The organism is Alloalcanivorax balearicus MACL04 (assembly GCF_025532145.1).
In the GTDB taxonomy this organism is placed as follows: Bacteria; Pseudomonadota; Gammaproteobacteria; order Pseudomonadales; family Alcanivoracaceae; genus Alloalcanivorax; species Alloalcanivorax balearicus.
The window spans coordinates 67,531-94,032 of the sequence record NZ_ARXS01000008.1 but is presented as its reverse complement, the minus strand read 5'-3'; the positions used below and the strand labels follow the sequence as shown (position 1 = coordinate 94,032).

Sequence of the window (26,502 nt, the reverse complement as noted above, 5' to 3'; positions counted from 1 at the left end):
GCCAACGCTCACAGTGAATCCGATTACTGCCGACTCTGCCAGCCCGCCACTGCTCTGGCGACTCTGGGGCCTATCGACAGCACGATCAACAGGCGCAGGAACTGCGAAGCCAGTATCAGCGGCAGAACCACGTCGGCGTCCCTGGCGATAATAATGATGGTTTCGATGCCGCCCGGGCTCAGCGCCAGATAGGCGGTCAGCAAGTCGATGCCCGGGACCGTGCGCGCCAGCAGCAGCGCCATCAGGCCGCACATGAGAATGACCACCGCCGTCGCCGACAACATGATCGGTAACAGTTTAAGACAGTGCTTGATCGCGCCACGAGTGAACGTCAGTCCCACGTACCAGCCGGTCATGGCGAAAGCGGGAATGAAGATGAATGACGGAACCTCGATCGTGACCAGACCGGCTCCCTGCAAGGCGGTACCGCCGAAAGCGGGGATGAGCAGTGCCAGAGTGCCGTTGCCGGTCAGTTTGCTGGTGGCATAGCCGCACAGTGCCAGCGCCAGACCGGCGAGGATGGGCGGATAATCCGTGGGCAGAGACCAGGTCAACCGGAGCGGGCCCGCCGCTGATGCGCCGCCATCATGCATCTGATCAAGTAGCGCCGCCATGGCGATGGAGGCGACGGAAACCAGCACGATTCGTGAGTACTGCATCATCGCGACGACGCGCGGATCGGAATGGTGGGTGTCGGCGAGCAGGACCATGGCGGAGGCCGCCCCGGGGAAGAGCCCCCAGATGGCGGTGGTGTTGGGCAACCAGCGACGCCGCGCGATGACAACACTGATGACCACGATAATGGCCATGGTGGTGAGGTTGATGGTTGTCAGCAGCAACCAGTGGTCCATGTAGACGGCCAGCAGCTTCGGTGTGATAAAGGCGGCGATCAGACACCCCATGACACTTTGCGCGCCGAGCGAGAAGTTCCTGTGCAGACGAAGGCCGCTTCCGCCCAGGGCAACGACTACCGCCGCGATCATCGGCCCAAGCATGAAAGCCGCCGGCAGTTGCAGCTGGCGCATCAAGGTGGCGGCTCCTACCGACAGCAGGATAAGCAGGAGCCATGAGAGACGTTTTCGAGTGCTGCTTGTTGTCATTATCGATTCCCGCTTGCGCTTCGCCCACGATCAATCGTCATTGAAAGGCTTGTCTGGATCTCTGCTGCCGGGCGGTCCGGGCGGTTGGATGTCGTCGCAGTTCGAAGTGGGGGGCTGTCCATCGAGTCGAGCGCGCGCGAAAGCGAAGGCGTCATTGAGCGAGCCGTGCATCGCGCCGTCATGGCCCAGCCCCTGGTAAACATGCCAGGTGACTTTATTGCCGGCGGCGCACAGTGCCGCCGCCACGGCATGTTGTCTGGCCGGAGGGATGGTTTCATCGGCCTGGCCGGTGGCAATCAGTAGCGGGAAGGGAATCGTCGTCGCCGGCATATCGGTGGTGGGCACGCGCAGAGTGGCGAGCCGCTCGGGGCTGATGTCGAGAAGATCGAGAGGCGAGGTGATCTTCAACTCTCGTGCCTTGATGGCGATGTCACGCGTGCAGCTCCGACGGGCAACGTCGAGAAGCTCAAGGCCTGGAGGGGAGAGGATGTCCTCTATGCCGGGGCCATCCTCTCGCAGACCACCGGTGGCGAACGCAAGAAACATGGTCATGGACTGGCGTGGTGGTACCTCGATGGGGCCATCGGGGAAGGTGCTGTTCGGACCGGTTACAACCGCGCCGAGGATATCCAGGTCCGGGGCGTAGTTTGCCGCCAGTGTCGCCGCTCCCAGCGCCGCGCCTCCGCCCTGGGATTGCCCCGCCAGGATGGCGCGGTTGTCAATCCGGCCTGGCCTGGCCGCGCGGGCGGCGCGGATTGAATCCAGCACGGAAGTTCCTTCCGCCCGCCAGACTGAATAGGGGTGAGGACCGGGGCCGCCCAGGCCCTGATAGTCGGTGGCGACGACGGCGAAGCCCCGCTTCAGCCAGCGGTTGAGGTACGCCGCGTCACGATCCCTGAAGCCAGTCCAGGAAGGGGCGCAGACGTCGGCGATACCGAGCGTTCCATGGCCCCAGGCCAGAATGGGCCATCCCCCTGCGGGCACGGATCCAACCGGAAGGAACAGGGTCCCGCTGACGGGAATCGCGCCGGAATGCCAACGTTGGTCCGTTGAGCTATAGAGAAGGCGGATGGCTTCCGAGGCCGCTGGCATGGTCTTCTGCGGCGGCAGAGTCTGGCTCCGCAGTACCGCACCGGGAGATTGAGGCATCTCGTTGCGCCAGCGATAAAACGGGGAGAGGTCCATATCCCCCGAAGACGGACCGACCGGTAACTCGCCGGCGCTCAACAGGTTGGATGAAATCGCTACGATGGCCCCAAGGCAGATTCGCATAAGGGCTGGTGACGGTTTAAAGGTTTGAAAAATAGGCATTGAGAGTTCGCTTCTCTGAATCGGGGCCGAGGGCACCAGGTCAAACAGCAAGTCGGTGGAACATATATCATTGACTGAATCAAATAAATCTGTACGAACTTTATCAATATAAGGATTGCTGGCCTTACGCCGAGCGTGTCGTCGAGATTGCTGGCGAAAGTAAGGTGTAAAAGCGGTTTTTTTTGTTTTGGGTGTCGGGTTTTGTCGGCGCTGCGGCGTCTCGATCTGTTATTTAAGTAGAATAAAGAATTATCAATAGTTGATAAAAATAGTACACATTTACACATAATTTGTGTGTGTATATGCTCCCGCCTTCAGTCGTCCTCCCTTGCCCTCTGGTTTGAGATGAAGGGGTAAGGGACAAGATAGTGATGGACTTTGGAACCGCTATGTTTTGGAGCCGCCATGTTTGAAGACGCCAAGGAGCCGAGAACCCTCTACGACAAGCACATCGACTCACACACCATTCGTGAACTGGATGAGCATGGGCATGTGCTGCTCTACATTGATCGCCAGGTCGCCAATGAGTACACCAGCCCCCAGGCGTTCAGCGGACTCCGGGAGGCGGGGCGGAAGGTGCGTCGGCCCTCTGCCACCCTGGGGGTGGTGGACCATGTGAACCCCACCTCGCCGTCGCGTACCGCTGCAGTGGCCGATGCCGGAGGTGCTCGTCAGGTGTCGTATTTCGGCCAGAACTGCGCGGAGTTCGGTATTGAATTGTTCGATATCCTCGACGGCCGTCAGGGGATTGAACATGTGGTCGCGCCTGAGCAAGGTTTTATTCTGCCGGGTATGGTGATCGCGGCCGGTGACAGTCACACCACGACTTATGGCGCGCTGGGGGCTTTCGGCTTTGGCATTGGCACGTCGGAGATCGAGCATCTGCTGGCTACCCAGACCCTGGTCTACAAAAAACTCAAGGCCATGCGGGTGGTGGTGGACGGTGCTCTGGCCCCGGCCGTTACTTCCAAGGATGTCATCATGGCGTTGATCGGGCGGATAGGCGCGTCCGGTGCGTCCGGCTACGCCATCGAGTTTTGCGGCTCCGCCATCGACGCCATGTCGGTGGAAGCGCGGATGACCATCTGCAATATGGCCGTCGAGGCCGGGGCCAGAGGGGCCTTCATGGCGCCTGACGACAAGGTCTACGCGTACCTGGCGGATAAGCCCCGGGCGCCGAAGGGCGAGATGTGGACGCGGGCTTTGGCCCAATGGCGTGAGCTGTATAGCGATCCCGGCGCCCATTTTGACCGGGTGGTGACTCTGGACGCCGCGGAGCTCGGGCCGATGGTGACCTGGGGAACAAGCCCGGACCAGGTCGTGAGCATAGACGGAAGCGTTCCAGATCCGCAAAAGGAGCCTGACCTTCTCAAGCGCGGGGATATGCAGCGGGCTCTTCGCTATATGGCGCTGGAGCCGGGAACACGTCTGGACACGATCCCCATCACGCATGCCTTCATCGGTTCCTGTACCAATTCGCGTATCGAGGATCTGCGCTCCGCCGCCAGGGTGCTGCGAGGCCGTGCGGTGGCGGGTCATGTGCGGGCAATGATCGTTCCGGGTTCGACCCTGGTCAAACGGCAGGCGGAAGAGGAAGGGTTGGCGCAACAGTTTATCGACGCGGGGTTCGAGTGGCGGCAATCCGGTTGCTCGATGTGCCTTGCCATGAATGATGACGTGCTCGCTCCCGGCGACCGGTGTGCCTCGAGCACTAACCGTAACTTCGAGGGAAGGCAGGGGGCGGGCGCTCGCACCCATTTGATGAGCCCGGCGATGGTGGCCGCGGCTGCCATCGCCGGGCGGCTCGCCGACGTCAGAGAAGAAGATCGCGCGGATCTGGAGGATTAATGGAACCGTTTACCAATGTCAGGGGCGTGGCCGCGCCGATGCTCTCCGCCAACATCGATACCGATGTCATCATGCCAAAGCAGTTTCTGAAGGGGATCGACCGTTCGGGGCTCGACAGCGGGGTATTTCACGATCTGCGCTTTCTTCCCGACGGACGGAAGAATCCCGATTTCGTGTTGAACCGGGCGCCATGGTGTGACGCGAAGTTTCTTGTCGTGGGTCCCAATTTTGGTTGCGGTTCGAGTCGTGAGCATGCGGTCTGGGGGCTCAGGCAGCTTGGTATCCGGGCGCTTATCGGAAGCAGTTTCGCCGGCATCTTCTTTGATAACTGCAAGCGCAATGGGGTGTTGCTGATCGAGTTGACGCAAGAACAGGTTGGCGACGTGGGCAAGGCGGTGTCCGAAGAAAGCACGGCGCTGATTGAGATTGATCTGCCCGCGCAGAAAATCTCCCTCGCCGACGGAGCCACGCTTGGCTTCGCCATCGATGACCTGCGAAAGGACGCTTTGGTGTCGGGGCTCGATGCGATTGGTGGCACGCTCAAACTGAGTGACGAGATCGAGCAGTTCGAGCGGAGGCATTTCGCCGCTCATCCCTGGCTGTCATAGGGCGCCGGGCCGCGAGACCCGGCGGTGCCGGGGTTACAGGGGAAGCTGGCCGATATAGTTCGCCCGCTGCCGGGACAGAGGCAGTTGACATTGTTCGCTGGCATGAGCGATCCAGCCAATGGTGCGGGCAATGCCCGCCAACGCCAACTCCTCGCCCACCAGGTTGCATTTGCGCCCCACGAAACTGGCCAGCAAGACAAACTCCGGCGGCTTGCGAACCAGTTCGTTCGCCACTTCGACGGCCTTCAGAAGATTCCGGAACTCCGGGTCGGATTCAAACAGGGCGGTCAGGGCGGTCATCAGATTATCGACCCGCGGGTCCTCGACTCTGTGCGTGGAATGATTGAAGCCAGGAATTTCCCCGTTCTGGCTGAAGTGTTGCAACAGTGGGGGCGTGGGATCCTTCGCCGTGCATATCTCGGTAAGCAGCCGGTTGGCGGCCTGGTGCCGGCTGTAGGCGGTTCTTCTGCCCTGATAGGTGGTAAGCCCTGCAATGGCCGCGTAGTAGGGCGTCACGCCAGTACGCGCCGCAGCTCTGACACTGTAGGTGCAATGATCGAACTCGTGATCGATGAACAGGACCAGCAGGCGCCTGATCAAATCCTCATAGGCGGAATCAAGTCCCAGTTCCTGCGTCAGGAACCGGTGCAGCGGCCTGGTATCGGGCCTGCCGTGGCCGGCGATAAGAGACGCCAGGATGCGCACTACATCGGCACCGGTCCTGGCGTAAGCATCGGGCGACAGGTCGAAGGATCGGGGATTTTCCCGTTCAACCAATGGAAAGAGCGCAATGGCTTTTTCCGACACGGTCATATCACGATACAGGTCAAGCAGCGCTTTGGTGCCTTCCGGCATTACCGGGAGAGAATCCGAAAATGCCCCTTCTGATTGCCAAATAAGTTCCGCGGCTTCTTCGACAGAGGCCGAGTCAGCCAGCTCGGTGGCGCTCACGCCACGGTAATAGACGCCGTTGTCGGTTAGCAGGGTGATGGCGCTGCTTTGGCTGCCCAGGTCAAGCGCGGGTTGCCCGGCTATCTTGGTCCGGCGCTCGCCGCTGGACAGCCTTTCGATGTCGGCGGCCCAGTAGCGCCGCTTGCGCGACCCTTCGACTTTCACCGAGCGAATGCCTTTGCGGCTTACGTACGCGTACAGGGTAGGCAGGCTGACGCCGAGCATGTCGGCGGCTTCCTCGGCGCTCAGGTACAGATGATCATCACTCACGGGAGTTCGTCCTGGTCGTTCACGGGACATTGCTTTCTCTTTGATGTTCAAGACAAGCACAGCTATGCCGATTACAGCACACATGAATGATAAATGTAAATATAGATTGAAAAAATCAAGATTTACATGCTTTTTATCAATGTGTACGGTTTTGCCCTGATCGCCGTACGGGCGGCTTGTGTAATTCAGAAAATAAGAAGGAAAGTGGTATGGCTTGGATTGGTTTCGGCATGGTCATCACCTTCATGACGTTGATCATGACCAGGCGGCTGTCCGCCGTGGTGGCTCTTATTCTTGTTCCGGTGGCTTTTGGATTGCTCGCCGGTCTGGGCAGCGACATGGGTGGCATGATCATGGAAGGGATGCGGCAAGTCGCGCCCATCGCGATCATGTTGGTGTTCGCGATACTTCTGTTCTCGATTATGTACGACGCCGGACTGTTCGAGCCGCTGGTCAAATCGATCACGCGTTTCGCCGGTCATGATCCTCTGCGGATAGCACTGGCCACCGCCTTTCTGGGAGCGGCGACGTCCCTGGATGGGGACGGCACCAGCACCGTGCTGATCGTGGTGACGGCCTTTCTGCCGGTTTACCTCCGTATCGGAATGAACCCACTGATCATTGCGTTGCTGATCCTGCTGACCAACACAATGATCAACATCATCCCCTGGGGCGGGCCCACCGCCCGGGTGGCCAGCGCTCTGAACCTGGATGTAATGGAGGTTTTCTGGGGCCTGATCCCGGCGGCTTTGATCGGCCTTGTTTATGCCACGGGTATGGCTTGGTGGCTGGGTCTGAGGGAACGCAAACGACTGGGTTGGGAGCCGGGAAAGGACATGCTGATGTCGGAGACGGGAGTCAGAGTGCCGGAAATCGACCGTAGCCATCAGCGTCCGAAACTGGTCTGGATCAACCTCTTTTTGATGCTGGGAATGGCCGCGGCCATGGGCACCGGGCTGGCGCCGCTACCGGTGGTCATGGTGGTCACCTTTGCTCTGGCCCTGCTGATCAATTACCCGCGGCTGTCGCAACAGAAGGAGCGTATCGCGGCGCATGCGGAAAACGCGGTCACGGTGGCGACGCTCATCTTCTCCGCGGGGGTCTTTACCGGAATCCTGACCGGCTCGGGCATGGTGGACGCCATGTCGGAGTCCTTTGTTGGCATCATCCCTGACGCCGCCGGCGAATATATGGCATTGATTACCGCCTTTGCCTCGCTGCCTTTCACCTTCTTCGTATCCAACGACGCCTACTTCTTCGGCATCGTCCCGATTCTGGCGGCCGCCGGGGCGGAGTATGGCGTGGATCCGATTCACATCGCCCGTGCCTCGATGCTGGGGCAGCCGGTGCATGCACTGAGCCCGCTGATCGCCGCGATCTACGTGATAGGCGGGCTGCTTAATAAAGAGGTCGGCGAGCTGCAAAGGTTCTCGCTGTTACCGGCCATTGTGTCGTCGCTGATTTTTATCGCCGGGGCGTTCATTACGGGCGCCATTCACTAAGTTCGATAAAGAAAAAAAGTTCGGCGCCCGCGTAAGCGCGGGCGCGCGGGACCCCTTGCGTCAAAAAATAAATATAAGTGGGTGAATAACATGAAATTAAAACAAGCAATTGTATCGGCATTGGTGCTGGGTGTTCCGACCCAGACCCTCGCGGTCAGCATTAATGATTACGACAGAACGGGAAACGAAGGTGAGTTCAATGTCTATATGCGGGCGGTCCACATCGACACCCGGATCGAAAACGATCTGATGGACGATCTGTTCGGCGGCATCCCCATCGGCGAACGATTGGGGGGTACGGCACTGGGTGTGGTCGCCGACTACAAGTCGAGGTACTGGCTGAACAGCATCGGCTTTGATGCTTCTGTTTACGGCGTGGCAAAGCTGGATGCCCGCCCGGAAGACCGGGATCTGTTTGATGATACCTCGGGCGAGAGTGAGAGCTTCGGCAAGCTGGGCCAGGTGAATTTAAAGTTTCTTCACGGCGGTGAGAACTGGGTTGGCGCGTTCCAGGTTGGCAGGGGCCGATTTGATGCCGGCACCGTGGTGACCAAGGACACCAGGGCGGTGCCAAGCAGTTATCAGGGCGCGCGGGGGCAAATGCGTATCGAAGGTCTGGACATCGGTCCGCTGCCGGGCGTGCTCAGTTTTGATGCCGCGTACATTAATCGCACTTCACCGCGCGACCGGGAGGACTTCGAGAAAATCCTCAGCGAGAGCGGGGAAGAGATCAAGGATATCCGCACCTTTGGCGTTGAGTATGACGCCAGGCTGTTCGCCTTGAAGTTCGCCAGAGGCGTGGCCGAGGACTTCAACCAGAACACCGCCTATGGATTAACGCTGCGCGCGCCTATTGGCGAAAGCGGCGGCGCCCTCCTGGAAACCCAGTACTACGATTTTCGCCGGGAAGGCGCGGCCTGGGATCGTGACTGGGAAAACGGCGACGCCGCTTATGACGACAAGGCGAACTGGCTGAATATAAATCTGGGGCTGGAGCTTGGGCGCTGGGGTTGGGGCATTTCCTATTCCGATGCGGAAGCGGAGCTAAGCAATGGCATGTTGGGTTACGCGTACTTCGACCATGGACAGAACGCCGACGGTTTGATGGATGCCTGGACGAGATCAGGAAACGACTTCAATAACGACGGGGAAGAGGCCTGGCAGATCGGCGGTAAGTACAAGTTCGATGGCTATTCCCTGGCCGGCATACCGCTGGATGGCTTCAACGCCATGGTCCTGTTCAAACGCGGCAAGTTCGACGCTACCAATCCACTTTCCGGAGTGAATACAGAGGTTCAGGAAAGCCAGATGGAGTATCGGTTGAACTACCGGTTTGATGAGCCGGAGCACAAAGGCCTCGCCGTTGGGCTTATATATACACGTTATTGGATCGACGAGGACTTCGTCGCGTTGGTGTCGGCGCAGCCGGACAACGTGCTCAACGGGGAGGAGGTCAGGGTGTATATCGATTATGCGTTTTGAGGCTGCAAGCGATCAGGGCAATGAAAGGCAATTTTGAACGGTGGATTTCAAATGGTAGGTGAAAAGAAGTCGGTGGTGGTAACGCAGAAGTTCTTCGACGAGGCGACGATCAGCTATTTGGAACAGCATGGCTTTTCGGTAACCGTGGCGAACTTCGCGGATGGCAAGACGGATGCTTCGGTGACGGAGGCAGAGTTGATCTCGATTCTGTCCGAGGCGGATGCCTGGATCGTCGGGCACGCCAAGGTGACCTTGAGTCTGCTTCGGTCACTGCCCCGGCTTCGGGTCATTGCCCGCAGAGGTGTGGGTTACGAGAAGGTGGATCTGGAAGCCGCGTCGGCGACGGGAAAGGTGGTGACTATCGCCGCCGGCGGCAACGAGGAGAGTGTGGCGGACCGCACTCTGGCCTTGATGCTTGCGGCGGCGCACCGGCTGCGGGAGTCCCAGCAACAGCTTATAGATGGCCCCGGCTCCATTCTGCTCGGCAATGATCTTTATGCCAGGACGGTGGGCATCGTCGGGCTGGGCCGCATTGCCCGAAATGTGGTGAGGCGACTGAAGGCATTCGATGCCACCGTTCTGGTGACCACGCCCCGACCTGATCCCGACTATGGGGCGGCCATGGGAGTTGAGTACGTGGATCTGGAGACGCTACTGCGGCGCAGTGATTTCGTCTCGATCCATGCGCCGTTCAAACCCGAGACGAAGCATCTTATCGACGCCGGTCGACTGGCGCTGATGGAAAGCGATTCCTTTTTGATCAACACAGCACGTGGAGGTCTGGTGGATGACCAGGCCCTGCTGGCGGCCCTGAAAAGCGGGCGGATTGCTGGTGCCGGACTGGATGTGTTCGAAAGTGAGGCGGACCCCGATCTGGCCGGGGTCACTCGGGAGCTGGTACGTCTTCCCAACGTCGTCGCTACTCCGCACTCCGGGGCGTCGACGCACGAAGGGCTGCGACGTACCAACGCGGTAGCGGCCCGGTGCGTGATTTCCGTGCTTGATGGGCAGGAGCCGCCGCCGGGATGCCTGATTGTGGGTGATGCCGGTTTACGGCCCGCCAACGGATAAGCGGAAAGTCGTTGGGAGCCGGGCTCCTTGCGCTTGGGAATTTATCACGAGATTGAGAGGACGCTTTTATGAAACAGGATTTGGAAGACGGCATTAAGGTCATCGTACCTTGCGGATCCCTGGGGGCCGGTGTGCGCGAGGAGGAGATCGCGCGTGGGTTGGAATTGGGTGCCCAAGCCATCGCAACGGACGCCGGTTCGACGGACAGTGGCGCGGCTTATCTGGCGCAGGGCAAGTCCAAGAATAATCGTGGAGCGGTAAAACGCGATTTAAAGATAATGATGAAAGCTCAGGCCACCAGCGGCGTGCCCATCATTGTCGGCACCTCCGGGCAGGCCGGCGGTGATCTCAACCTGGCCTGGACCCGCGACATCGTGCTCGAGGTGGCGCGGGAACTGGCTGTTTCGCCCAGAATCGCGATGATTCATTGCGAGCAGGACAAAGCGACGATTAAGCGACTGAACGCCGAAGGCCGTATCACTCCGCTTGCCCCTTCCCAGGATCTGGATGACGCGACGGTGGACGCCTGTGAGCATATCGTCGCGGTCCTGGGGGTGGAGCCCTTCGTTGCCGCCCTGGAAGACGGGGCGGATATTATCCTGGCCGGCCGGGCCACCGATACCGCTGTCATCGCCTCTTTTCCCATCTGGAAAGGCGCGCCCTGGGGGCCCTCGTGGCACGCTGGAAAGATTGCCGAATGCGGTGCGCAGTGCGCTGAAAACACCACCGGAGGGGCAGGAGTGCTGCTCTCCATCGACGCCGAAGGCTTTGAAGTGGAGCCCCTGGCCCCTGGCAATCGGTGTACGCCAAACAGTGTTTCCGGACATATGCTGTACGAAAACAGCGATCCCTTTCGTCTGACGGAACCCGGTGGCGTTCTTGATGTGACCACCGCCGAGTACGTGTCTCTCAATGATCAGACTGTCAGAGTGATCGGATCACGCTGGGAGCCCCAGCCCTACACCATGAAACTGGAAGGCGCCGCGGCAGGACCGTATCAGACCATTATGCTGGTGGGCATACAGGACCCGGACGTACTGGCGGACATCGATGGTTTCCACGATCGCTTGCTGGCGGCACTTTATGAACGCACCCGTCAAAGCATTCCCGAGGAAGAGCTGGGTGAGTTCCATATCTCCCTTCGTATGTACGGCTGGAACGCGGTAACCGGCGTCAAGCCCTTGGCCGGAACCGCCACGCCGCCGGAAGTGGGTGTGCTGTTTGTCGCGACCGCGGCCAATCAGGAGCTGGCCAATACCATTGCCCACGCCTGCAATCCGTATTTCTTCCATTATCCAAGCATCATGGGAAAAGAGTTGCCGTCATATGGTTTCGCTTTTTCTCCGGCGGATATACCGCGCGGCCGGATCTACGAGTTCAAGCTGAATCACGTCGTGCGGCTGGACGACCCGTTTGAGCTGGTGACGACTGAATGGTTGGATCTTTCCCAAGAGAATGGCAGTAAGGAGAAGGAATATGCCTAAGCTAGGCGAAGTGTGTCGTTATATCAGGTCGAAACAGGCAGGGCCTTTCTGGATTACCTTCGATATCTTCTTCGACGGCCGCGAGAACTTTGATCGCTATCACGAGAGTCCGGAGCTCTCCGTCGAGGCGTTCGCCCGGCTGTACGGCGCGGATCCGGCGTATGTGAAGCGTATACCCGTTCCACAACTCAATATGATCAAAATCTCCTACCCCAGGCCAACACCGCAAGGTGGATTGGTTGAGCGAGATATGCACGCCGGCCAGCAGTATGTCCGGCTGCTGAACGTGCCGATCAGCTAGCTCCTGTCAGGCCCTTGTGCACAGGGTGTTCATAAGGGTCTTCGCTTAGCCGGTCAGGGCAAATGCCAATCTGGATCTGTAACAAGGGTGGGAGATCCTGGCCCACTGAATTTTTATTGCTATTTGGGAGAGCAGGATGGCTGCTATGACGATGGCCAGGAGTATCGCGAAGTACGCGTACGAATTTCCGGTCGATGGGATGCCTGATGATCTGAAGACGATTGTGCGCAATCGCTTCCTGGATAGTCTCGCGTGCATATTGGGCGCGTACGGCGCCGCGCCGGTCAGGGCCAGCGTCGCTTACGCTTCGTCGATTCCCGGTGGTACCGCGAGTATCTTTGGCACGACATTGAAAACAACACCTGAATGCGCCGCCTTCGCCAACGGCGTGATGGTGCGCTTTCTGGATTATAACGATGGCTATATGGGGCTCGAGCCGGGGCACCCCAGTGACAACATCCCCGCTTGTCTGGCCATTGTCCAGGCCGAAAACGCCGGTGGGGATGAGTTGATCGCCGCCATTGTGTTGGCGTACGAGATTCAGATGCGGTTTCAGGATGCCGCCAGCCTGAACAAGCAGGGCTGGGATCATGTGAATTACGTCAACATCTCGGCGGCGGTGGCGGCCGCCAAGCTGATGAAGCTCAGCGAGGCGCAAATCGAGCAGGCGATCAATATTTCGCTGAGCGGTCATTTGGCGATGCGGCAGGTGCGTTCCGGCACTTTGTCGGACTGGAAGGGCTGCTCCGCGGCAAATGCCGCGCGTAACGCCCTTTTCTCCGCGCAACTGGCCCGGCACGGCATGACCGGCCCTGCGCCGATCTTCGAGGGACGGATGGGGTTTCAGAATCAGGTCACCGGTGAGTTCTTTCTCGATCCGGCGGATTTCGGGTCGGTGGCTGGCGGAGACCTTGCCATCCGGCGCTCTCTGACAAAGACGTTTCCCACCAACGGGGAACTGCACACGGCGGTGTGGGCGGGAATCGAGTTGCGTAACCGGATCGGCGAGGTGTCTGATATCCAGTCGATACGAATCGAGACCTCCGCGTTCAACAAGCGCGTATTGGCGGATGGCGCTGACAAATGGCGGCCGCGAACACGGGAGACCGCCGACCACAGTTTGCCCTACAACGTGGCCCGGGCACTGATCGACGGGGACATATCCATTGAGTCTTATTCTCCGGAGAACATCACCGATCCGGTTGCGATCGCGCTTATGGACAAGACCACCGTTGTTGTTGATCCGGAGCTGACGGCACTTTTCCCGAAGCACTTGGCCAACCGGGTCACGGTGACGTTGAAATCCGGTGAGAGTCTGGTCAGTGAGGTGATCAGCGGGCCGGGCTCCGTTGAAACGCCGATGACGCAGGCCCAGTTTGAAGCGAAGTTCCGCAAGATGGCCGTACCGCACCTGAGCGAAGGGGCGCAAGAAAGTGTGCTGGACTTTGTCTCGAAGCTTGACCAACAGTCCGGATACGACTCCCTTTTTGCCGCCATGGCGGGAGCGGCCGGCTGACCCTGCATGCGGATTTGCACGGGCTGCCGGCGGCCCGATTCCCCGGCAGCCGCTCAGGTCGGGTAGTCGAGCAGGCATCCAACCCGGTGACCCTCCAGAACAGAAGGGTCGAAGCAGACAATGTTGTTGTCCCGGCGCCAGCCGCAGGGGTAAAAGCCCGCATGGTAGACCCGGAACAGCGCTTCAAGCACCGGTTCGCCGTCCAGGCCCAGGCAATGCCGTGCCGCCGACACCTGCTTGAGTTGTTCCACGGCGTCGTAGAGCAGGGTGGTGACGAAGTTTTCGAACTCGGTCTGGGTTTTCCTGAGACGGCGTTTGACCAGGGTCATCCGGATCGGCTCCCAGTGTTCCCAGAATGGGGCGACGGCTTCCTCAATATCCCTGCTGATGGCGGCGTAGGCGTCGGTGCAATAGAAAGGGGAAACCGCATTGGCCTGCACGTCCTGCCAGATACGGTACTCCGGCGGTAACTCCTGCGAGTTCTCCAGCAGCATGGCCCGGTCCAGATCGGTGAGGACCTCCGTGCCGTCGGGCAGGGCTTCCCGGTGGGAGGCGGAGAACAGCCGCTCCGAAAAGGGGAGCCGGACCGGCTCCAGTACCAAGGACAAGTCATAATCAGACAAGAGGCCTCTCCCAAATCACGGTAATGGTTTAAGCCTGGCGTTCACCCAGCGTCCGGCCCTGGAACCGGATCAGCAACTGCTCCAGTGAGTCCGCACTGACTCTCAGCTCCGAGGCCATCATCACGCCCATGTCCACTTCGAACACGGCAGGCTCCTGGTCGCGCAGCAGCAGCGCCATGCCGCCGCTGTCATCTCCGATCATCAGGTAGCCCGGCAGATACTCCGCCACCTCATAATCGCGATTGCGTTCCGCGATGCTGTCCGCGTCCAGCAGCACCAGGTTGCCTCCGGTGTACAGGCCATCGCTGAGCCGGAGAAAGGCTGCATAGTCCGGATGCAGCGGCCGGCCCAGTCCGGCTTCGGCCCCGGCAAGGGCTTCCGGGGAGGCCGGCGGCTCCAGCCGGTAATGTTGCTCCAGGTTTGCTCTGTTCAGCATGGTCGCTACCGTTCAGTTGTCGCTGATCAGCCAGGGCCGGCATTCGTCCCGATTCATAAGTACGATTTGTTGCGCCTCCGGCGGGCGAGGGCGCGTTTGCTCCAATCGCAGCCACTGTAGCAGGTAGCCGACCAGCGCCGCCCGGGTGGGCAGGGCCAGTTCGCCGTTATCCATGCCGTAGTCCGCGGCGATCAGCGCTTGTCGTGCCGGATCCAGACGAGGGTCCGGTGCCAGCCGCACGGTGATGACCGTCTGCCAGGCGTGGTCTTGCCGTGCGTCCCGGTCGGCCGGGGTGAGCAGACGGGCGCCGTCGCTGATGCGGCTCAATACGAAATCGCGATACTCCCGGTTTTTCTCACACCAGCCGCGAACGTGCCAGCGATAGCCCGAGAACACCACGGTATGAGGGTGGATTACCCGGGGCTCCGGCTCGGGATGAGCCAGCGAGGCGTAGTCGATTTCCAGCCGCAGCCGCTCCCGGCAGGCTTGGATCAGTGGCCGCAGCACCTCCGGGCGGAGCCCCCGGTTCGGCACCGGCAGCATCTCGATATTCAGTTCCCTGACTGTCAATTGCTCGAAGGCGCCGGCCAGGTCTTCGCGGGTCCGGACCATTTGCAGGTACTCGTCGGCGGCTCCCAGGGTAAAGCGCGGGGTGAATCCGGGGCCGGGGCGGTAGCCCTTGAGAGAGCGGTCGTAGACCAGATTGTCCGGTGCATACTGCTTCAGGTACAGGTTGATGTCCTTGCTGGCCTGCTGGCGGCCGATGCCGAAGGCGCGCATCAGGTGATTGGTGGTGAGGCGGCCCTCCCAAAGGGCGATGATCTCGATCAAACGGTAACGCAGCAGCAAATCCCAGCGTAACGGCCAGTCGCCGGCGCTCTTGCGGGGGGAACGGGACATTTCCCATGGGCTCCAAAAAACGACGTGTTCATGTAGTCAGTGTTGGTATGACCACACTGAATACATATTATGGTCTCCTTGCCCGGCAGGGCGCTGGAACAGGTCACGAATCCAGACCGTCGTGAATCGGTTCACCGCGCTTCCGGGCCAGGAAGAAGAACAGGGATGGAATAAAGAAAGGAATGTCCGCGCCGCCTTTGGGACGCGTCGCCGGGGTAACTATCCGTTGGGGAAGGATAGAGGGTGAGCGAGATGGGGATCTTCGCTTTGGGGGCATCGATACCATCGATGACCGGTCATCGGGGGGAATCTTCGTGCCATCCACCTGCGGTGGAGGGTCCTTCAGTGCAAAGGTGCATTCGGGTGGGCATGACCTTTCGTGGTTGTGACATGGCGCCGGCCATGTCCATCGTCGCCCAGAGGTAATGCCATGGCCCAGCGTTTGCGCCACACCCTAGTCCTGGAACCCGGTTTCGGGCCGCCGTCCCCCTATGCCTGGAGCGGACTGCCGGAATCACCGGAGACCACGGAACGGGTTGCCCACCGTCTTGGCCTGCATGGCGAAGGCGGCTTGCTGGTGCCCGACCGGGGCTATGGCCATCGCCTCAAGTCCGTGCTGAGCCGGCGTTCCCTGGTGCGGCGCGGCCTCCGCCATGGCGAGCTGGAGATCTTGTCGCGGGTGGCGGCGCTGCTGGTCAACGAACATACCGGCAACATCCAGGTGCTGGACCGGGAGCAGCGTCCGCTGGACCCTCAGGCGTTGATGCTGCTGTTACGGGTGGACCCGGACGGGGTTCGTCAATCGGTGGATGAGCAGATCCAGCAGCACCAGCAACGACTGGAAGGGTTGGTGACCTTGCACCATTGCACTCCCGCCCCCGGAGAGCAGCCGCTGCTTTCTCCAATGGCGCCGGAGGAACCGGAGCCGGCCACGTTGCCGTTCCGGGCCGGGCTTTGGGAGCGGTTCCTGGCGCTCTGGTCGGCGCGCCGAAGGGCTTGTCTGACAAGTCGGCGGCGGCAGTGGCGGGAACAGCAACAGCAGGTGCGGCTGGCCTGGTTGCAGCGCCTGCATCGGCACGCCGGCCAGTTCGAGCGGCTCAGGCGGCTGTATCAGGCGGCCCGGCAGGGGCAGCGTCAGGCCCTGGAAGGCGTGCTGGCCCATCGGTTGTCCATGGTGCCCTGGCCGCGGGTGACTCAGGTGGCGTTCCAGCTCAGTGATGATCTGCGCGGCCTGACCCTGGAAGTGGATGTGCCGGATCCGGCGCTGTTCCCCTATACCAAATTGCGTCCGCACCCGCGGGGCGCCGGGGTGTTGGTGACCTGGCTGTCCGACGGCGCCCGGCGGCGTCTGCATCGCGAGCATGCTCACGCCACCGGGGTGCGCTTGATCGGTGAAGCGCTGGCGGTGATTCCGCAGGTGCATTGGCTGGTGCTCTCCGCCCATGGCCGGGGCCGTGCCGGTGATCCGGTGCGCGGCCACTATCTCTACAGCGTTCGAGTGGAGCGTGGCGGCTGGCACGGGCTGGTGTTCGAAGAGTTTTCCTGCCACCCGCCGGAGCGCATTTTGTCCGGCTTCGAGTATCGGCAAACCCTGGATGGCCAGGGCAACTGGCGGCCGGTACAGCCCTTTTCCACCCAGCCCCCCGAAGCACTTTAACCCCCGTTGACAATATCGCTACATTCCTGCGCCGGCTGACGTAGTACAACCGTACCAGATACCCACATGAAAATGAGGGGTAAGGATCCAGAACAACAATATTCAGGGGATCGGCTTATGTGCGAGCGAGGAATCGGTTGGCTGTCATTGTGTTTGCTGTTGGGCGTGCTGGCGGGCTGCGGTGGTTCGGGCGGCTCGGACTCTGGTGGCGATAATCCTGGTGGCGAGAACCCGGGAGGTGAAGTGCCGGATCCGCAAGGCCAGGGCCGGGTGTTCACGGTAGCGCCGGGCGAGGACGCCACCCAGAGTATGGTGGACGCCATGATTCAGCTGAAACCGAAGGACGTGCTGCAATTCGAATGTGGTTTCTTCGAGCTGGATCAGGGGCTGCTGATTCAGGCCACGGAAGACGTCACCATCCAGGGCTGCGGCAAGGATAAAACCGTGCTGTCATTCCGCGACAGCGTCAATGTCACCGGCCTGGAAGCACTTAACGTGCGTGGCATCACGGTGAAGGACCTGACCATTCTCGATTCCCCCGGTGACGCCTTTAAACTCAAGAGCGTGAAATGGGGCACCCTGAGCAAAGTGCGCGCGATCTGGTCCGGCGGCGGCGAGCCCATCACCGCCGCCAATTACAGTGGGCGCCTGCACGTGGCCTGCACCGCGCCGCCACTCAACGAGGGCGACCCGGCGCCGGATTACATGCCCAGTTCCAGCAGCGGCCGCTATGGTATTTACCCGGTGGAATCGGAATACATTCTGGTGGAAGACTCGGAATCCATTGGTGCCTCCGATGCCGGCATTTACGTGGGGCAGACCGACACCACTATTATTCGTAACAGCCGCGCTGCCTATAACGTCATGGGTTTCGAAATCGAGAACGTGCGCGGCGGTGAATACGACAACAACATCGCCGAGTGCAATACCGGCGGCTTCCTCATCTATGATCTGGAGAACATCACCCGCTACGGCGACACCTCGGTGATGGTCAACAACGTGGCCCGCAACAACAACACCTACAACTTTGCCCACAGCGGCCTGGTATCCATGGTGCCGCGCGGGGTCGGGTTCATTACCCTGGGCTATGACAATATCGAGGTCTACGACAACGTCTTCGAGGATCACAGCACCGCGGCCATCCTCTACATCAGCTATGAACTGATCGACGGTCCAGGGCAAACCGCCGACAAGAAACTGGACCCCTATACCGAAGGGCTGCACATCCACGACAATGTTATCCGCAACTCCGGTTACAGCCTGCCACCGCCGGATCTGGAGGCGGCCGCGAACGGTGACATCCAGACCCTGCTGCCGATGATGATCGGCCTGAAAAATTTGCCCACCATCAATGATCCTTCCGAGTTGCTCGGCAGTCTGGACAATCTGTTTAATCTCGGCCGCGGCGCGCACATCATCTGGGATGGTTTACTCGATGACCTGGACGCGGACTGCCCCTATCCGGTGGACGCCAACGGTGACCCGGTGCCCGCCGATGACAACGGCAAGCCGATCCACACCAACCAGCATCCCAATCCGTCCTGCCACTACAACGCCTATAAGTTCGACGATCAGGGGCAGCGAAAACTGCCGCAGTGGGGCTCGTGCATTCATGACAACCAATTCGATGAAGACAGCGTGCCGTACCTGAATTTCCACGGTACCGATGGGCTCGAAGTGGTGATGGCTCTGGCCGAGCAGGATCTGTCTCTCCTTGATCCCGCTGAACTGCTGGAGGTCATCCAGGGCCTGTTGAATCTGCCCAGCGATCGCAAGCTGGAAGATCACGACTGCCAGGCCCGTTTCGGCAAGCTGCTGGCGCCGCTGCCGAGGGTGACGATTCCGCCGTTCGAACCCAGCGGCGAGCACGATCCGGCGGTGTCCGAGGAATACGTGAAATTCCTGTGCGAAGCGGAAACCGCCCAGGACGCCATCAATCGTCCGGCCCTGGCGGTGGATTGTCCGCGCCTGGATCAGTACAACCTGTTCGCCGATCCGGAAAATCCGCGCAGCCTGCCCCATGAAGGCGGCGTGCCCTTTGTCCTCAACACCAAGCTGTTTTCCGACTATGCCACCAAGTACCGGGTGGCGTTTATTCCGCCCGGGGAACAGGCGGTGTATCAGGACGGTCAGGACGGCGCCAACCCGAACGGCGCCGTTGAGTTCCCGTTGGGGACGGTATTGGCGAAAACCTTCGCCTTCACCGACGAGGAGCAGGGTACCGAACAACTGGTGGAAACCCGCCTGCTGATTAAACGGGAAAACAGCAGTGGTAATGCTTACTGGGCTGGCTTGCCGTACCTCTGGGATGACGATGGCGTGGCCCGGCTGGCCATGGGCGGCGGCGCCCGGGCGGTGAGCTGGCATTACCGTGACGTGGACAGTGGCGCGGTGATCAGTGGCGACACCGAGCGCTACAATATTCCCAATGCCAACCAGTGCATCACCTGCCACGGCAATGACGATCAGGCCACCGGCAGTCCGCCGATCGGTCCCAAGCCGCGTAACCTGAATCTGGCCTACCGGCCGGAAAGCACCTTCATGGGGGAGCAGGGACAAGGCGGCTTCCCGCGCGTGAATCAATTGCAGTACTGGGTGGAACAGGGCCTGCTGGCCGGCGCGCCGCAATTGCAGATCGATAGCCGTGGCGTGGCCACCAACGTGCCTCGTTTGCCGCATTGGAACGTGGCCGGTGACGGCGGCGAAGCGGCCCATTCCCCGGCGGATATCGAGCAGCGGCTGCGGGCCTATATGGAGGTCAATTGCCAGCACTGCCACAACGACAAGGGCGCCGCTTCCAACACGGGCTACTATCTGGACCACTTCCGCGACGTGGATGCCGGCTACGGTATTTGCAAGAAGCCCACCGCCACCGGCGGCGGCTCCTGCGGCCGGCAGCATGTCGTGGTGCCCGGTAACAGCGAGGCCTCCATCGTCACCTGCCGGATGGAAGCGGAACACGATCCGCAACGTATGATGCCGCCGATAGCGCGCAGCGTGGCGGATGACGAGGCGGTGGCCCTGCTGCGCCAATGGATCGATACCGTGGTGGACGACAGCTATACCAATGCGGGGGCCTGTCAGTAGAGCATCACTGTTTGCCAGGGGAGGAGAGCCGGCGGGCAACCTTCCAGGACACGGGAGAAGCACGGTCCTGGAAGGCTGCCCGCCGGCTCTCCACGAGTTCTGAAAGGGCCGGTTTCCAATCAAGCTCGAGCTACGCAGCCGCTGTCGTCGTCCCAGAACCGTGGGACAGCGGTGGTCAGGGGATAAAAATATCCTCGATCTTCAAAGCAAAAACACTGGCGATGGCGAAGGCGAGCGGCAGGCTGGGATCGTAGCGCCCGTTTTCAATGGCGTTGACGGTTTGCCGTGACACTGACAGCGCCTTGGCCAGATCGGCCTGGCTCCAGCCGCGTTCGAGGCGATACGATTTAAGGTGGTTTTTCACGCGTATTTCCGGCTGACGACACCCAGACTGATGACCCAGAATGCGGCCATCATCGGCCAGACCGCGAAGATTGGAAGAGCCGGCATTCCCGCGTCCTGGGCGAAACCCCAGGTGAAGGTCGCCAAGGCAGTGGCCATGAATGACAAGGCAATCGCTTCGAGCTGAATCCGTCGTTGTAACTCGTCAAGGCCCAGGATGGTTGTCACCACGGTTCGTGCCACCACCAGAGCACCGACCATCGGCAGCAGGTGCAAAGCCAGCTTCAAGGTTCCCGAGGGTTCAAGCCAGGCGGTTATTGCCTGGGCGGCGAACAGCAAGGCAACGTATAGGAGTAAGCCGAGAGACAGCTTGACGTAGTAATGCTTCATGATTAATTCCCTCGTTCCGATGTAAAGTGTACTTTACAGCGCTGTAAGGTGATGTCAAGGAAGCTTTACATGGCGGGATGGCGCTACCGATGAAATGGAAGCGCAATGCAGTCAGGGGCGTGGCATCGCCGACGTATACGGTTACCGTTCCGTCACATTGAGTCTTTATCCTTCCTTTTTCCTGGACTTTGAGTAAGGGGAAAGAATGAAATGGCTCGATGACATGACGGTGAAGCGCAGCTGGGACTGGGTGCTGCTTGGCTTCAGCGTGATGATTCTGGTGCTTGGTGGGGTGAGCCTGTACGCCTCCCATTTCAGCCGCCAGGCATTCGGTACCCTGGAGCAGATTCATGTCCGCCAGACCAGCGCCCTGAACCGCACCTACATCGATCTGCTGCAGGCCCAGGTGGCCATGGACCGGGCGGCGGAGCTGATCCGCGTGCCGTCCTTTGATGAACCGGAGCCGGTGATCGACGAGGCCGAGTCCTTGATGAAGGACGCTCGCCAGGCGTTCCAGCGCTTTTTGGAAATCCCCCCGCAACCGCAACAGCGGGAGGCCATCGATGCGTTGTCCGAGCAGTTGTACGCGTTGCTCAATGTTGGCCTGAGTCTGCAATTGACGGTGCTCAAGGAAGGGGATTTCGCCAGTTACCGCTCCGGTCGCGGTCGGGTCAGCGACATGAATTACGCTTTCGCCACCGGCGCGGACGCTTTTCTGGAAGCTTCGGAAGAAAGCGCCCGGCGTCTCACCGAAGGTTTCGAAGGACTGGTGCGACAGGGCGTGGCGGTTCTGGCGGTGACTGTGGCGGCGGCGCTGCTGCTGGTTTTGCTGGTGCGCTGGGGCGTGACAGTAAACGTGATCCGGCCGCTGCAGCGTTTGCTGACGCATTTCGAGCGCATTGCCGAAGGGGATTTGTCCGCCCGTCTGGAGCGGCGCGGCAACAGCGAAATTGGTCAGCTCTACGCCGGTCTGGGCGCGCTGCAATCGGGATTGGCCAACATCGTGGGGCGGGTGCGCAAAAGCTGCGAGACGCTGCACCGGGGCAGCGCCGGTATTGCCAACGGCACCGGCAATCTGTCCTCCCGCTTCGAGCAACTGGCCACGTCATTGGAAGAGACCGCCTCCAGCATGGAACAGCTTACCGCCACGGTGCAGCGCAATGAGGACCACGCCCGTCAGGGGCATGGCCTGGTCCGCGATGCGCACCGGGTGGCTTCGGAGGGTAGCGAGGTGATGGGCGCGGCGGTGGATCGCATGGAGCGTTTGCGCGCCGCCGCCGGGCAGATCGCCGAAACCACCAGCGCGATCCAGGGGATTGCCTTGCAGACCAGTATTCTGGCGCTCAACGCCTCGGTGGAGGCGGCCCGGGCCGGGGAAGAGGGCAGCGGTTTCGCGGTGGTGGCCAAGGAGGTGCGGGATCTGGCGCGGCGCAGCGCGACTCTGGCCAAGGACATCGAAACCCGTATGGAGCAAGCCCTGGTGGAAGTGGACGACGGTGTGGCTCTGGTGGGCAAAGCGGGCGGCACCATGGAGCACATCGTCGAGGCGGTGACCCGGGTCACCACCATCATGGACGACGTGGCCGTGGCGTCCACCGAACAGGCCCGGGGGATCGAGCAGATTGGCGAAGCGGTGGTGCGGATGGATCAGGTCACCCAGCAGAACGTTTCGGTGGTGGCCCGCGCCGCCGACCACGCGGACCATCTGCGCCGCCAGGCGGATGAGCTGATGGCGGCGGTGGCGTCCTTCACCCTGGCGTCCGACGGCCCGGTGTCACCCCCGGGCGAGCTGGAGCAACCGCGCCTCGGTGTCCGCCCAGCCGAGGCAGGCATCGGTGATGGAAACGCCGTAGCGTAGCGATCCAGACAGGGGCTGGTTTCCGCCGTTGAGGTGGCTTTCCAGCATCACCCCGACCACCGTGCTGTCACCCTGGCGCCGCTGGCGCAGCACCTCTTCCAGCACCAGCGGCTGCCGGGCCGGGTCCTTGCCGCTGTTGGCATGGCTGCAATCGACCACCAGGCGTGGATTGAGGCCGGCGCTTTCCAGGGCGTCACGGGCGGCCAGCACCTGCTCTTCCCGATAGTTGGGGCCCTGATGACCGCCGCGCAGCACCAGGTGCGTGTCGGCATTGCCTGGTGTTTGCACCAGGGCCGGATGGCCGTGATCGTCCAGTCCCAGGTGGGTGTGGCCGTGGGCGGCGGCGGCGATGGCGTCGCGGGCCACGGTGACGGTGCCGTCGGTACCGTTCTTGAAGCCCACCGGCAGCGGCAGGCCGCTGACCATTTCCCGGTGGATTTGTGATTCGGTGGTGCGCGCGCCAATCGCTGCCCAGGCCAGTAGATCGCTCAGGTAGGAGGCGGCCAGCGGGTTCAACAACTCGGTGGCCAGCGGCAGACCGAGCCGCGCCAGGTCGCGCAGCAGCTCCCGGGACAGACGCAGCCCCGTGGCCAGGTCGTGGCGGCCATCCAGGTGCGGATCGTAGAGCAATCCTTTCCATCCCACCGTGGTGCGTGGCTTCTCCACGTAAGCGCGCATGACCAGCAGCAACGAATCGCTCACCTGCTCGGCAAGGCCGGCCAGCCGCTGGCCGTATTCGAGGGCGGATTCGGGGTCGTGCAGGGAACAGGGGCCGGTGATTACCAGCAGGCGATCGTCTTCGCCGTTGAGGATGGCGCGGACCGCCTGGCGTTGCTGGCGGATGCGAGCCTGCAACCCGGTTTCCAGTGGCAGCGCCTCACGTAGGGCGACAGGGCTGGGCAGACGTTGGTGGCGGGTTTCCTGGTCCTGGGCTTCGCCGGTTTCGGCCAGGGTGGCGACGGAGGCGTTCATAATCCTTTCCTTGAGCAATCAGGCGCCAATCATCGGCGCAAGGGTGTCGATGGTGGTGTCGAGTCGTGGCGGCGGCCGGCGGTCAGGCTAGCGCCGCTAAATCGCCAGTAGCAAAACAGCGCGAAGTTACGGTAATAGCGATTCATGGCGTCTCTCCATCCTATTCTCAGTAAAAAAATCCGTGAAAAATGTTATGCCCGAAAATGAAAAACCCCCGGTTGGGAAGCCAACCGGGGGTTCAGGGGTTTGGCAGGCGTCCCGGATCCGGGCGCCTGGGCGGGTGGGCTCAGGCGCTCGAGCGGCTAAACCAATACCCGTAAAAGTAACCGGCACACGCCATCGCCACCGGGGTACCGGCGGTGAGCAAAGCGTTGTCAGGGCGTGCGATGGTCATTGAAATCTCCAAAACAATGGACGAAGACTAACCCAGCCTTGGCGGGGCCGCAATCCCCGGGGGGATTCGCCCCGGGGACCGGTCGTGGCTCAGGTATTCATTCAGGCGTTGGATTCCGCTGGCTCCAGGGCGGGGGCGCGGGAGCCGAACAGCACCCCGGAGACCACCTGCCAGGCCACCGACAGGGCACCGATGATGAACACCACATCGCCGAAGGTGCGCACCCAGCGCAGCGTTTGCAGCAGGTCCTGTTGCATGAACGCCTCGCTGCGGGCGTACCACATGCCTTCGCTGACACTGGCGTGGAACTGGATCAGGCCCACCGGCAGCAGACTGGTGGTGATCATCAGCACCAGACCGACATTGAGCAGCCAGAAGCCATTGCGCATCAGGCGGTCACTGAATTGCAGCCGTGGCCGGATGTAACGAAGCACCAGCAGCGTGAAGCCCAGAGCCAGGAAGCCGTAAACACCGAACAGAGCGGCATGGGCGTGCACCGGCGTGGTGTTCAGACCCTGAATGTAGTACAGGGAGATCGGCGGGTTGATCATGAAGCCGAACACCCCGGCGCCGAGCATGTTCCAGAACGCCACCGCAACGAAACAGGCCAATGGCCACTTCATCTGATCCATCCAGGGAGCCCGCTCGCGCAGCTTACTGTGTTCCCAGGCCTCGTAGCCGAGTACCACCAGCGGAACCACTTCCAGGGCACTGAACGTCGCCCCCACCGCCATCACCGGAGTCGTGGTCCCGGAGAAATACAAGTGATGGAAAGTGCCGGGCACGCCGCCGAGCAAGAACAGGGACGCGGAGGCCAGGCTGGCGCCGGTGGCGACGGTGCGGGATACCAGCCCCAGGTTGTAGAAAATGAAGGCCAGGGCGGTGGTGGCGAACACTTCGAAGAAGCCTTCCACCCACAGATGCACGATCCACCAGCGCCAGTACTCCATGATGGAAAGGTGAGTGCGCTCGCCGTAGAAGAAGCCGGCGCCGTAGAACAGACCGATGGCGGTCACCGAGGCGGTGAGCAGCACCAGCAGATGTTTGTCGCCGGGTTTGCGCAGGGCCGGGCCGATACCGCGCAACATCAACACCAGCCAGAAAGCGACGCCGGTGAATTTGCCGATCTGCCACAGACGGCCCAGATCCACGTACTCATAGCCCTGATGACCGAGCCAGAAGTTCAGGTTCTCCGGCATGATCTGGGCGATGGCGAGGTAGTTGCCGACGAAGGAACCGACCACCACCACCACCAGTGCCCAGAACAGAATATCGACGCCGAGCTTCTGGAACTTCGGATCCTTGCCGCCGTTGATGATCGGCGCCAGGAACAGACCGGCGGCGAGGAAGCCGGTGGCGATCCAGAACAGAGCGCTCTGGATATGCCAGGTGCGCAGCAGTGAATAGGGGAAATACTGGGACAGTTCGAAGCCATAGAAGTGCTGGCCCTCCACCGTATAGTGGGCAACCGCGCCGCCGACGAACACCTGGAAGACGAACAGGGCCACCACCAGGAACAGGTATTTTCCCAAGGCTCTCTGCGACGGCGTCAGGGAGACCAGGCTGAGCGGATCGCGGGCGGGGGCCGGCGGTTCGTCTTCGTCATGGCGGCGCAGGAAAGCCCAACCCAGGATCAGGAAGCCAACGCCGGCGATCAGCAGAATCACGCTGACGATGGACCAGATGATGTTTTCGGCGGTGGGGACATTGTCGATCAACGACTCGTGTGGCCAGTTGTTGGTGTAGGTGGCCTCCCCGTCGGGGCGCTCGGTGGCCGCCGCCCAGGCGGTCCAGAAGAAGAACTGGGTGAGTGCCTGCCGGCGGCTTTCACTGGGCAAGGTGTCTTCCTTCATGGCGTAGCTTTGCCGCGTGCCGCGCAGTTCCGGCGCGTCGCCGAACAGCCGCGAATAATAGTCCGCGGTCAACGCCATGGCTTCGGCGCGCCGGTTGCTGACCGTCAGAGTGCCGTCACTCTGCTGGAAAGTGTTGGTGCGATAAGCGTCGCGCAACGCCCGTTGCAGCATCGCCTGATGTTCGCTGTCCAGGGTGTCATAGGATTGGCCGTAACGTTCCCGGGCGGTCAGTTCCAGCCAGTGGATCAACTCCCGGTGCAGCCAGTCGGCGGTCCAGTCCGGCGCCTGATAGGCGCCGTGTCCCCAGATCGACCCCAGTTGCATGCCGCCCACGGATTGCCAGGCGGTTTGGCCGTCGAGAATGTCGTCCCGGGTCATCAGTACGGTGCCGTCCTCGGTCACCACCCGATCCGGGATCGGCGGCGCCTTGCGGTAGACCTCGGTACCGAAGTAGCCGAGCAACGCGAACGTGACCGCCAGAACGGCGATCAGCGTCCACCAGAGTTTGCGGTAGTGGGCCATGGTCGGGTCCTCCTGTTGATCCAT

The 26,502-nt window shown here is 61.2% G+C and carries 21 protein-coding genes; 11 read left to right on the top strand and 10 right to left on the bottom strand.

Annotated features, from left to right (window positions below; translation table 11 throughout):
* Positions 1 to 23 precede the first annotated feature (23 nt).
* Positions 24 to 1,100, bottom strand: a complete 1,077-nt coding sequence (locus MA04_RS09050) for an AbrB family transcriptional regulator (protein ID WP_262460172.1) — start codon at positions 1,098 to 1,100, stop codon at positions 24 to 26.
* 30 nt (positions 1,101 to 1,130) lie between these two features.
* The gene (locus MA04_RS09045; RefSeq protein WP_262460171.1) at positions 1,131 to 2,084 is read right to left on the bottom strand and encodes a lipase family protein; all 954 of its coding nucleotides are present in this window, start codon (positions 2,082 to 2,084) and stop codon (positions 1,131 to 1,133) included.
* 732 nt (positions 2,085 to 2,816) lie between these two features.
* Between MA04_RS09045 and leuC the strand changes: the two genes are divergently transcribed.
* Together leuC and leuD are read left to right on the top strand one after the other, a co-directional pair.
* Entirely contained in the window at positions 2,817 to 4,259 is a 1,443-nt protein-coding gene (gene leuC / locus MA04_RS09040) for a 3-isopropylmalate dehydratase large subunit (RefSeq protein WP_262460170.1), read from the top strand.
* Positions 4,259 to 4,867 carry a 3-isopropylmalate dehydratase small subunit gene (gene leuD / locus MA04_RS09035; RefSeq protein WP_262460169.1) on the top strand — a complete coding sequence of 203 codons (609 nt, stop codon included), beginning with the start codon at positions 4,259 to 4,261 and terminating at the stop codon, positions 4,865 to 4,867. Before leuC ends, leuD begins: the two co-directional genes overlap by 1 nt.
* Before the next feature lie 33 nt (positions 4,868 to 4,900).
* On the opposite strand, the gene MA04_RS09030 is transcribed toward leuD, so the two are convergent.
* Positions 4,901 to 6,088: a citrate synthase gene (locus MA04_RS09030; protein ID WP_262460168.1), complete on the bottom strand. Its 1,188-nt coding sequence runs from the start codon at positions 6,086 to 6,088 to the stop codon at positions 4,901 to 4,903.
* A 209-nt stretch (positions 6,089 to 6,297) separates the two neighbouring features.
* Here MA04_RS09030 and MA04_RS09025 point away from each other — a divergent pair, with 209 nt between their 5' ends.
* The 6 genes from MA04_RS09025 to MA04_RS09000 all read left to right on the top strand — a co-directional run bounded on the left by MA04_RS09025 (position 6,298) and on the right by MA04_RS09000 (position 13,444).
* Positions 6,298 to 7,590 (top strand): CitMHS family transporter, encoded by a 1,293-nt coding sequence (locus MA04_RS09025; RefSeq protein WP_262460167.1) that lies wholly within the window; start codon positions 6,298 to 6,300, stop codon positions 7,588 to 7,590.
* 90 nt (positions 7,591 to 7,680) lie between these two features.
* Complete coding sequence (locus MA04_RS09020) at positions 7,681 to 9,072, top strand: OprD family porin (protein ID WP_262460166.1); 1,392 nt, start codon at positions 7,681 to 7,683, stop codon at positions 9,070 to 9,072.
* Between the two features lie 51 nt (positions 9,073 to 9,123).
* The gene (locus tag MA04_RS09015; protein ID WP_262460165.1) at positions 9,124 to 10,143 is read left to right on the top strand and encodes a phosphoglycerate dehydrogenase; all 1,020 of its coding nucleotides are present in this window, start codon (positions 9,124 to 9,126) and stop codon (positions 10,141 to 10,143) included.
* A gap of 68 nt (positions 10,144 to 10,211) precedes the next feature.
* Entirely contained in the window at positions 10,212 to 11,627 is a 1,416-nt protein-coding gene (locus tag MA04_RS09010) for a DUF1446 domain-containing protein (protein ID WP_262460164.1), read from the top strand.
* On the top strand, positions 11,620 to 11,928 hold the full coding sequence (locus tag MA04_RS09005; protein WP_262460163.1) for a DUF4387 domain-containing protein: 309 nt from the start codon (positions 11,620 to 11,622) through the stop codon (positions 11,926 to 11,928). Before MA04_RS09010 ends, MA04_RS09005 begins: the two co-directional genes overlap by 8 nt.
* A gap of 136 nt (positions 11,929 to 12,064) precedes the next feature.
* Positions 12,065 to 13,444, top strand: a complete 1,380-nt coding sequence (locus tag MA04_RS09000) for an MmgE/PrpD family protein (protein ID WP_262460162.1) — start codon at positions 12,065 to 12,067, stop codon at positions 13,442 to 13,444.
* A 53-nt stretch (positions 13,445 to 13,497) separates the two neighbouring features.
* On the opposite strand, the gene MA04_RS08995 is transcribed toward MA04_RS09000, so the two are convergent.
* From MA04_RS08995 to MA04_RS08985, 3 genes are read right to left on the bottom strand one after another with little or no spacing between them, the layout of a single operon-like run.
* Positions 13,498 to 14,067, bottom strand: a complete 570-nt coding sequence (locus MA04_RS08995; protein WP_262460161.1) for a hypothetical protein — start codon at positions 14,065 to 14,067, stop codon at positions 13,498 to 13,500.
* A 28-nt stretch (positions 14,068 to 14,095) separates the two neighbouring features.
* On the bottom strand, positions 14,096 to 14,503 hold the full coding sequence (locus tag MA04_RS08990; protein WP_262460160.1) for an SMI1/KNR4 family protein: 408 nt from the start codon (positions 14,501 to 14,503) through the stop codon (positions 14,096 to 14,098).
* Between the two features lie 12 nt (positions 14,504 to 14,515).
* Entirely contained in the window at positions 14,516 to 15,403 is an 888-nt protein-coding gene (locus MA04_RS08985; protein WP_262460159.1) for a helix-turn-helix transcriptional regulator, read from the bottom strand.
* Positions 15,404 to 15,833: 430 nt separating this feature from the next.
* Here MA04_RS08985 and MA04_RS08980 point away from each other — a divergent pair, with 430 nt between their 5' ends.
* The gene (locus tag MA04_RS08980) at positions 15,834 to 17,060 is read left to right on the top strand and encodes a hypothetical protein (RefSeq protein ID WP_262460158.1); all 1,227 of its coding nucleotides are present in this window, start codon (positions 15,834 to 15,836) and stop codon (positions 17,058 to 17,060) included.
* A gap of 117 nt (positions 17,061 to 17,177) precedes the next feature.
* Positions 17,178 to 20,147 carry a parallel beta-helix domain-containing protein gene (locus MA04_RS08975; RefSeq protein ID WP_262460156.1) on the top strand — a complete coding sequence of 990 codons (2,970 nt, stop codon included), beginning with the start codon at positions 17,178 to 17,180 and terminating at the stop codon, positions 20,145 to 20,147.
* Between the two features lie 175 nt (positions 20,148 to 20,322).
* Here the strand turns inward: MA04_RS08975 and MA04_RS08970 are convergent, their stop codons facing one another.
* Together MA04_RS08970 and MA04_RS08965 are read right to left on the bottom strand one after the other, a co-directional pair.
* The gene (locus MA04_RS08970; RefSeq protein WP_163126141.1) at positions 20,323 to 20,511 is read right to left on the bottom strand and encodes a helix-turn-helix transcriptional regulator; all 189 of its coding nucleotides are present in this window, start codon (positions 20,509 to 20,511) and stop codon (positions 20,323 to 20,325) included.
* On the bottom strand, positions 20,508 to 20,879 hold the full coding sequence (locus MA04_RS08965; protein ID WP_163126139.1) for a hypothetical protein: 372 nt from the start codon (positions 20,877 to 20,879) through the stop codon (positions 20,508 to 20,510). The genes MA04_RS08970 and MA04_RS08965 overlap by 4 nt, the downstream gene beginning before the upstream one ends.
* Positions 20,880 to 21,084: 205 nt before the next feature.
* Between MA04_RS08965 and MA04_RS08960 the strand changes: the two genes are divergently transcribed.
* Positions 21,085 to 22,737 (top strand): methyl-accepting chemotaxis protein, encoded by a 1,653-nt coding sequence (locus MA04_RS08960; protein WP_262460154.1) that lies wholly within the window; start codon positions 21,085 to 21,087, stop codon positions 22,735 to 22,737.
* Here the strand turns inward: MA04_RS08960 and MA04_RS08955 are convergent.
* Together MA04_RS08955 and MA04_RS08950 are read right to left on the bottom strand one after the other, a co-directional pair.
* The gene (locus MA04_RS08955) at positions 22,654 to 23,709 is read right to left on the bottom strand and encodes a 3-deoxy-7-phosphoheptulonate synthase (RefSeq protein WP_262460153.1); all 1,056 of its coding nucleotides are present in this window, start codon (positions 23,707 to 23,709) and stop codon (positions 22,654 to 22,656) included. The genes MA04_RS08960 and MA04_RS08955 overlap by 84 nt on opposite strands.
* Positions 23,710 to 24,204: 495 nt before the next feature.
* On the bottom strand, positions 24,205 to 26,478 hold the full coding sequence (locus tag MA04_RS08950; RefSeq protein WP_262460152.1) for a nitric-oxide reductase large subunit: 2,274 nt from the start codon (positions 26,476 to 26,478) through the stop codon (positions 24,205 to 24,207).
* Positions 26,479 to 26,502: the final 24 nt, after the last annotated feature.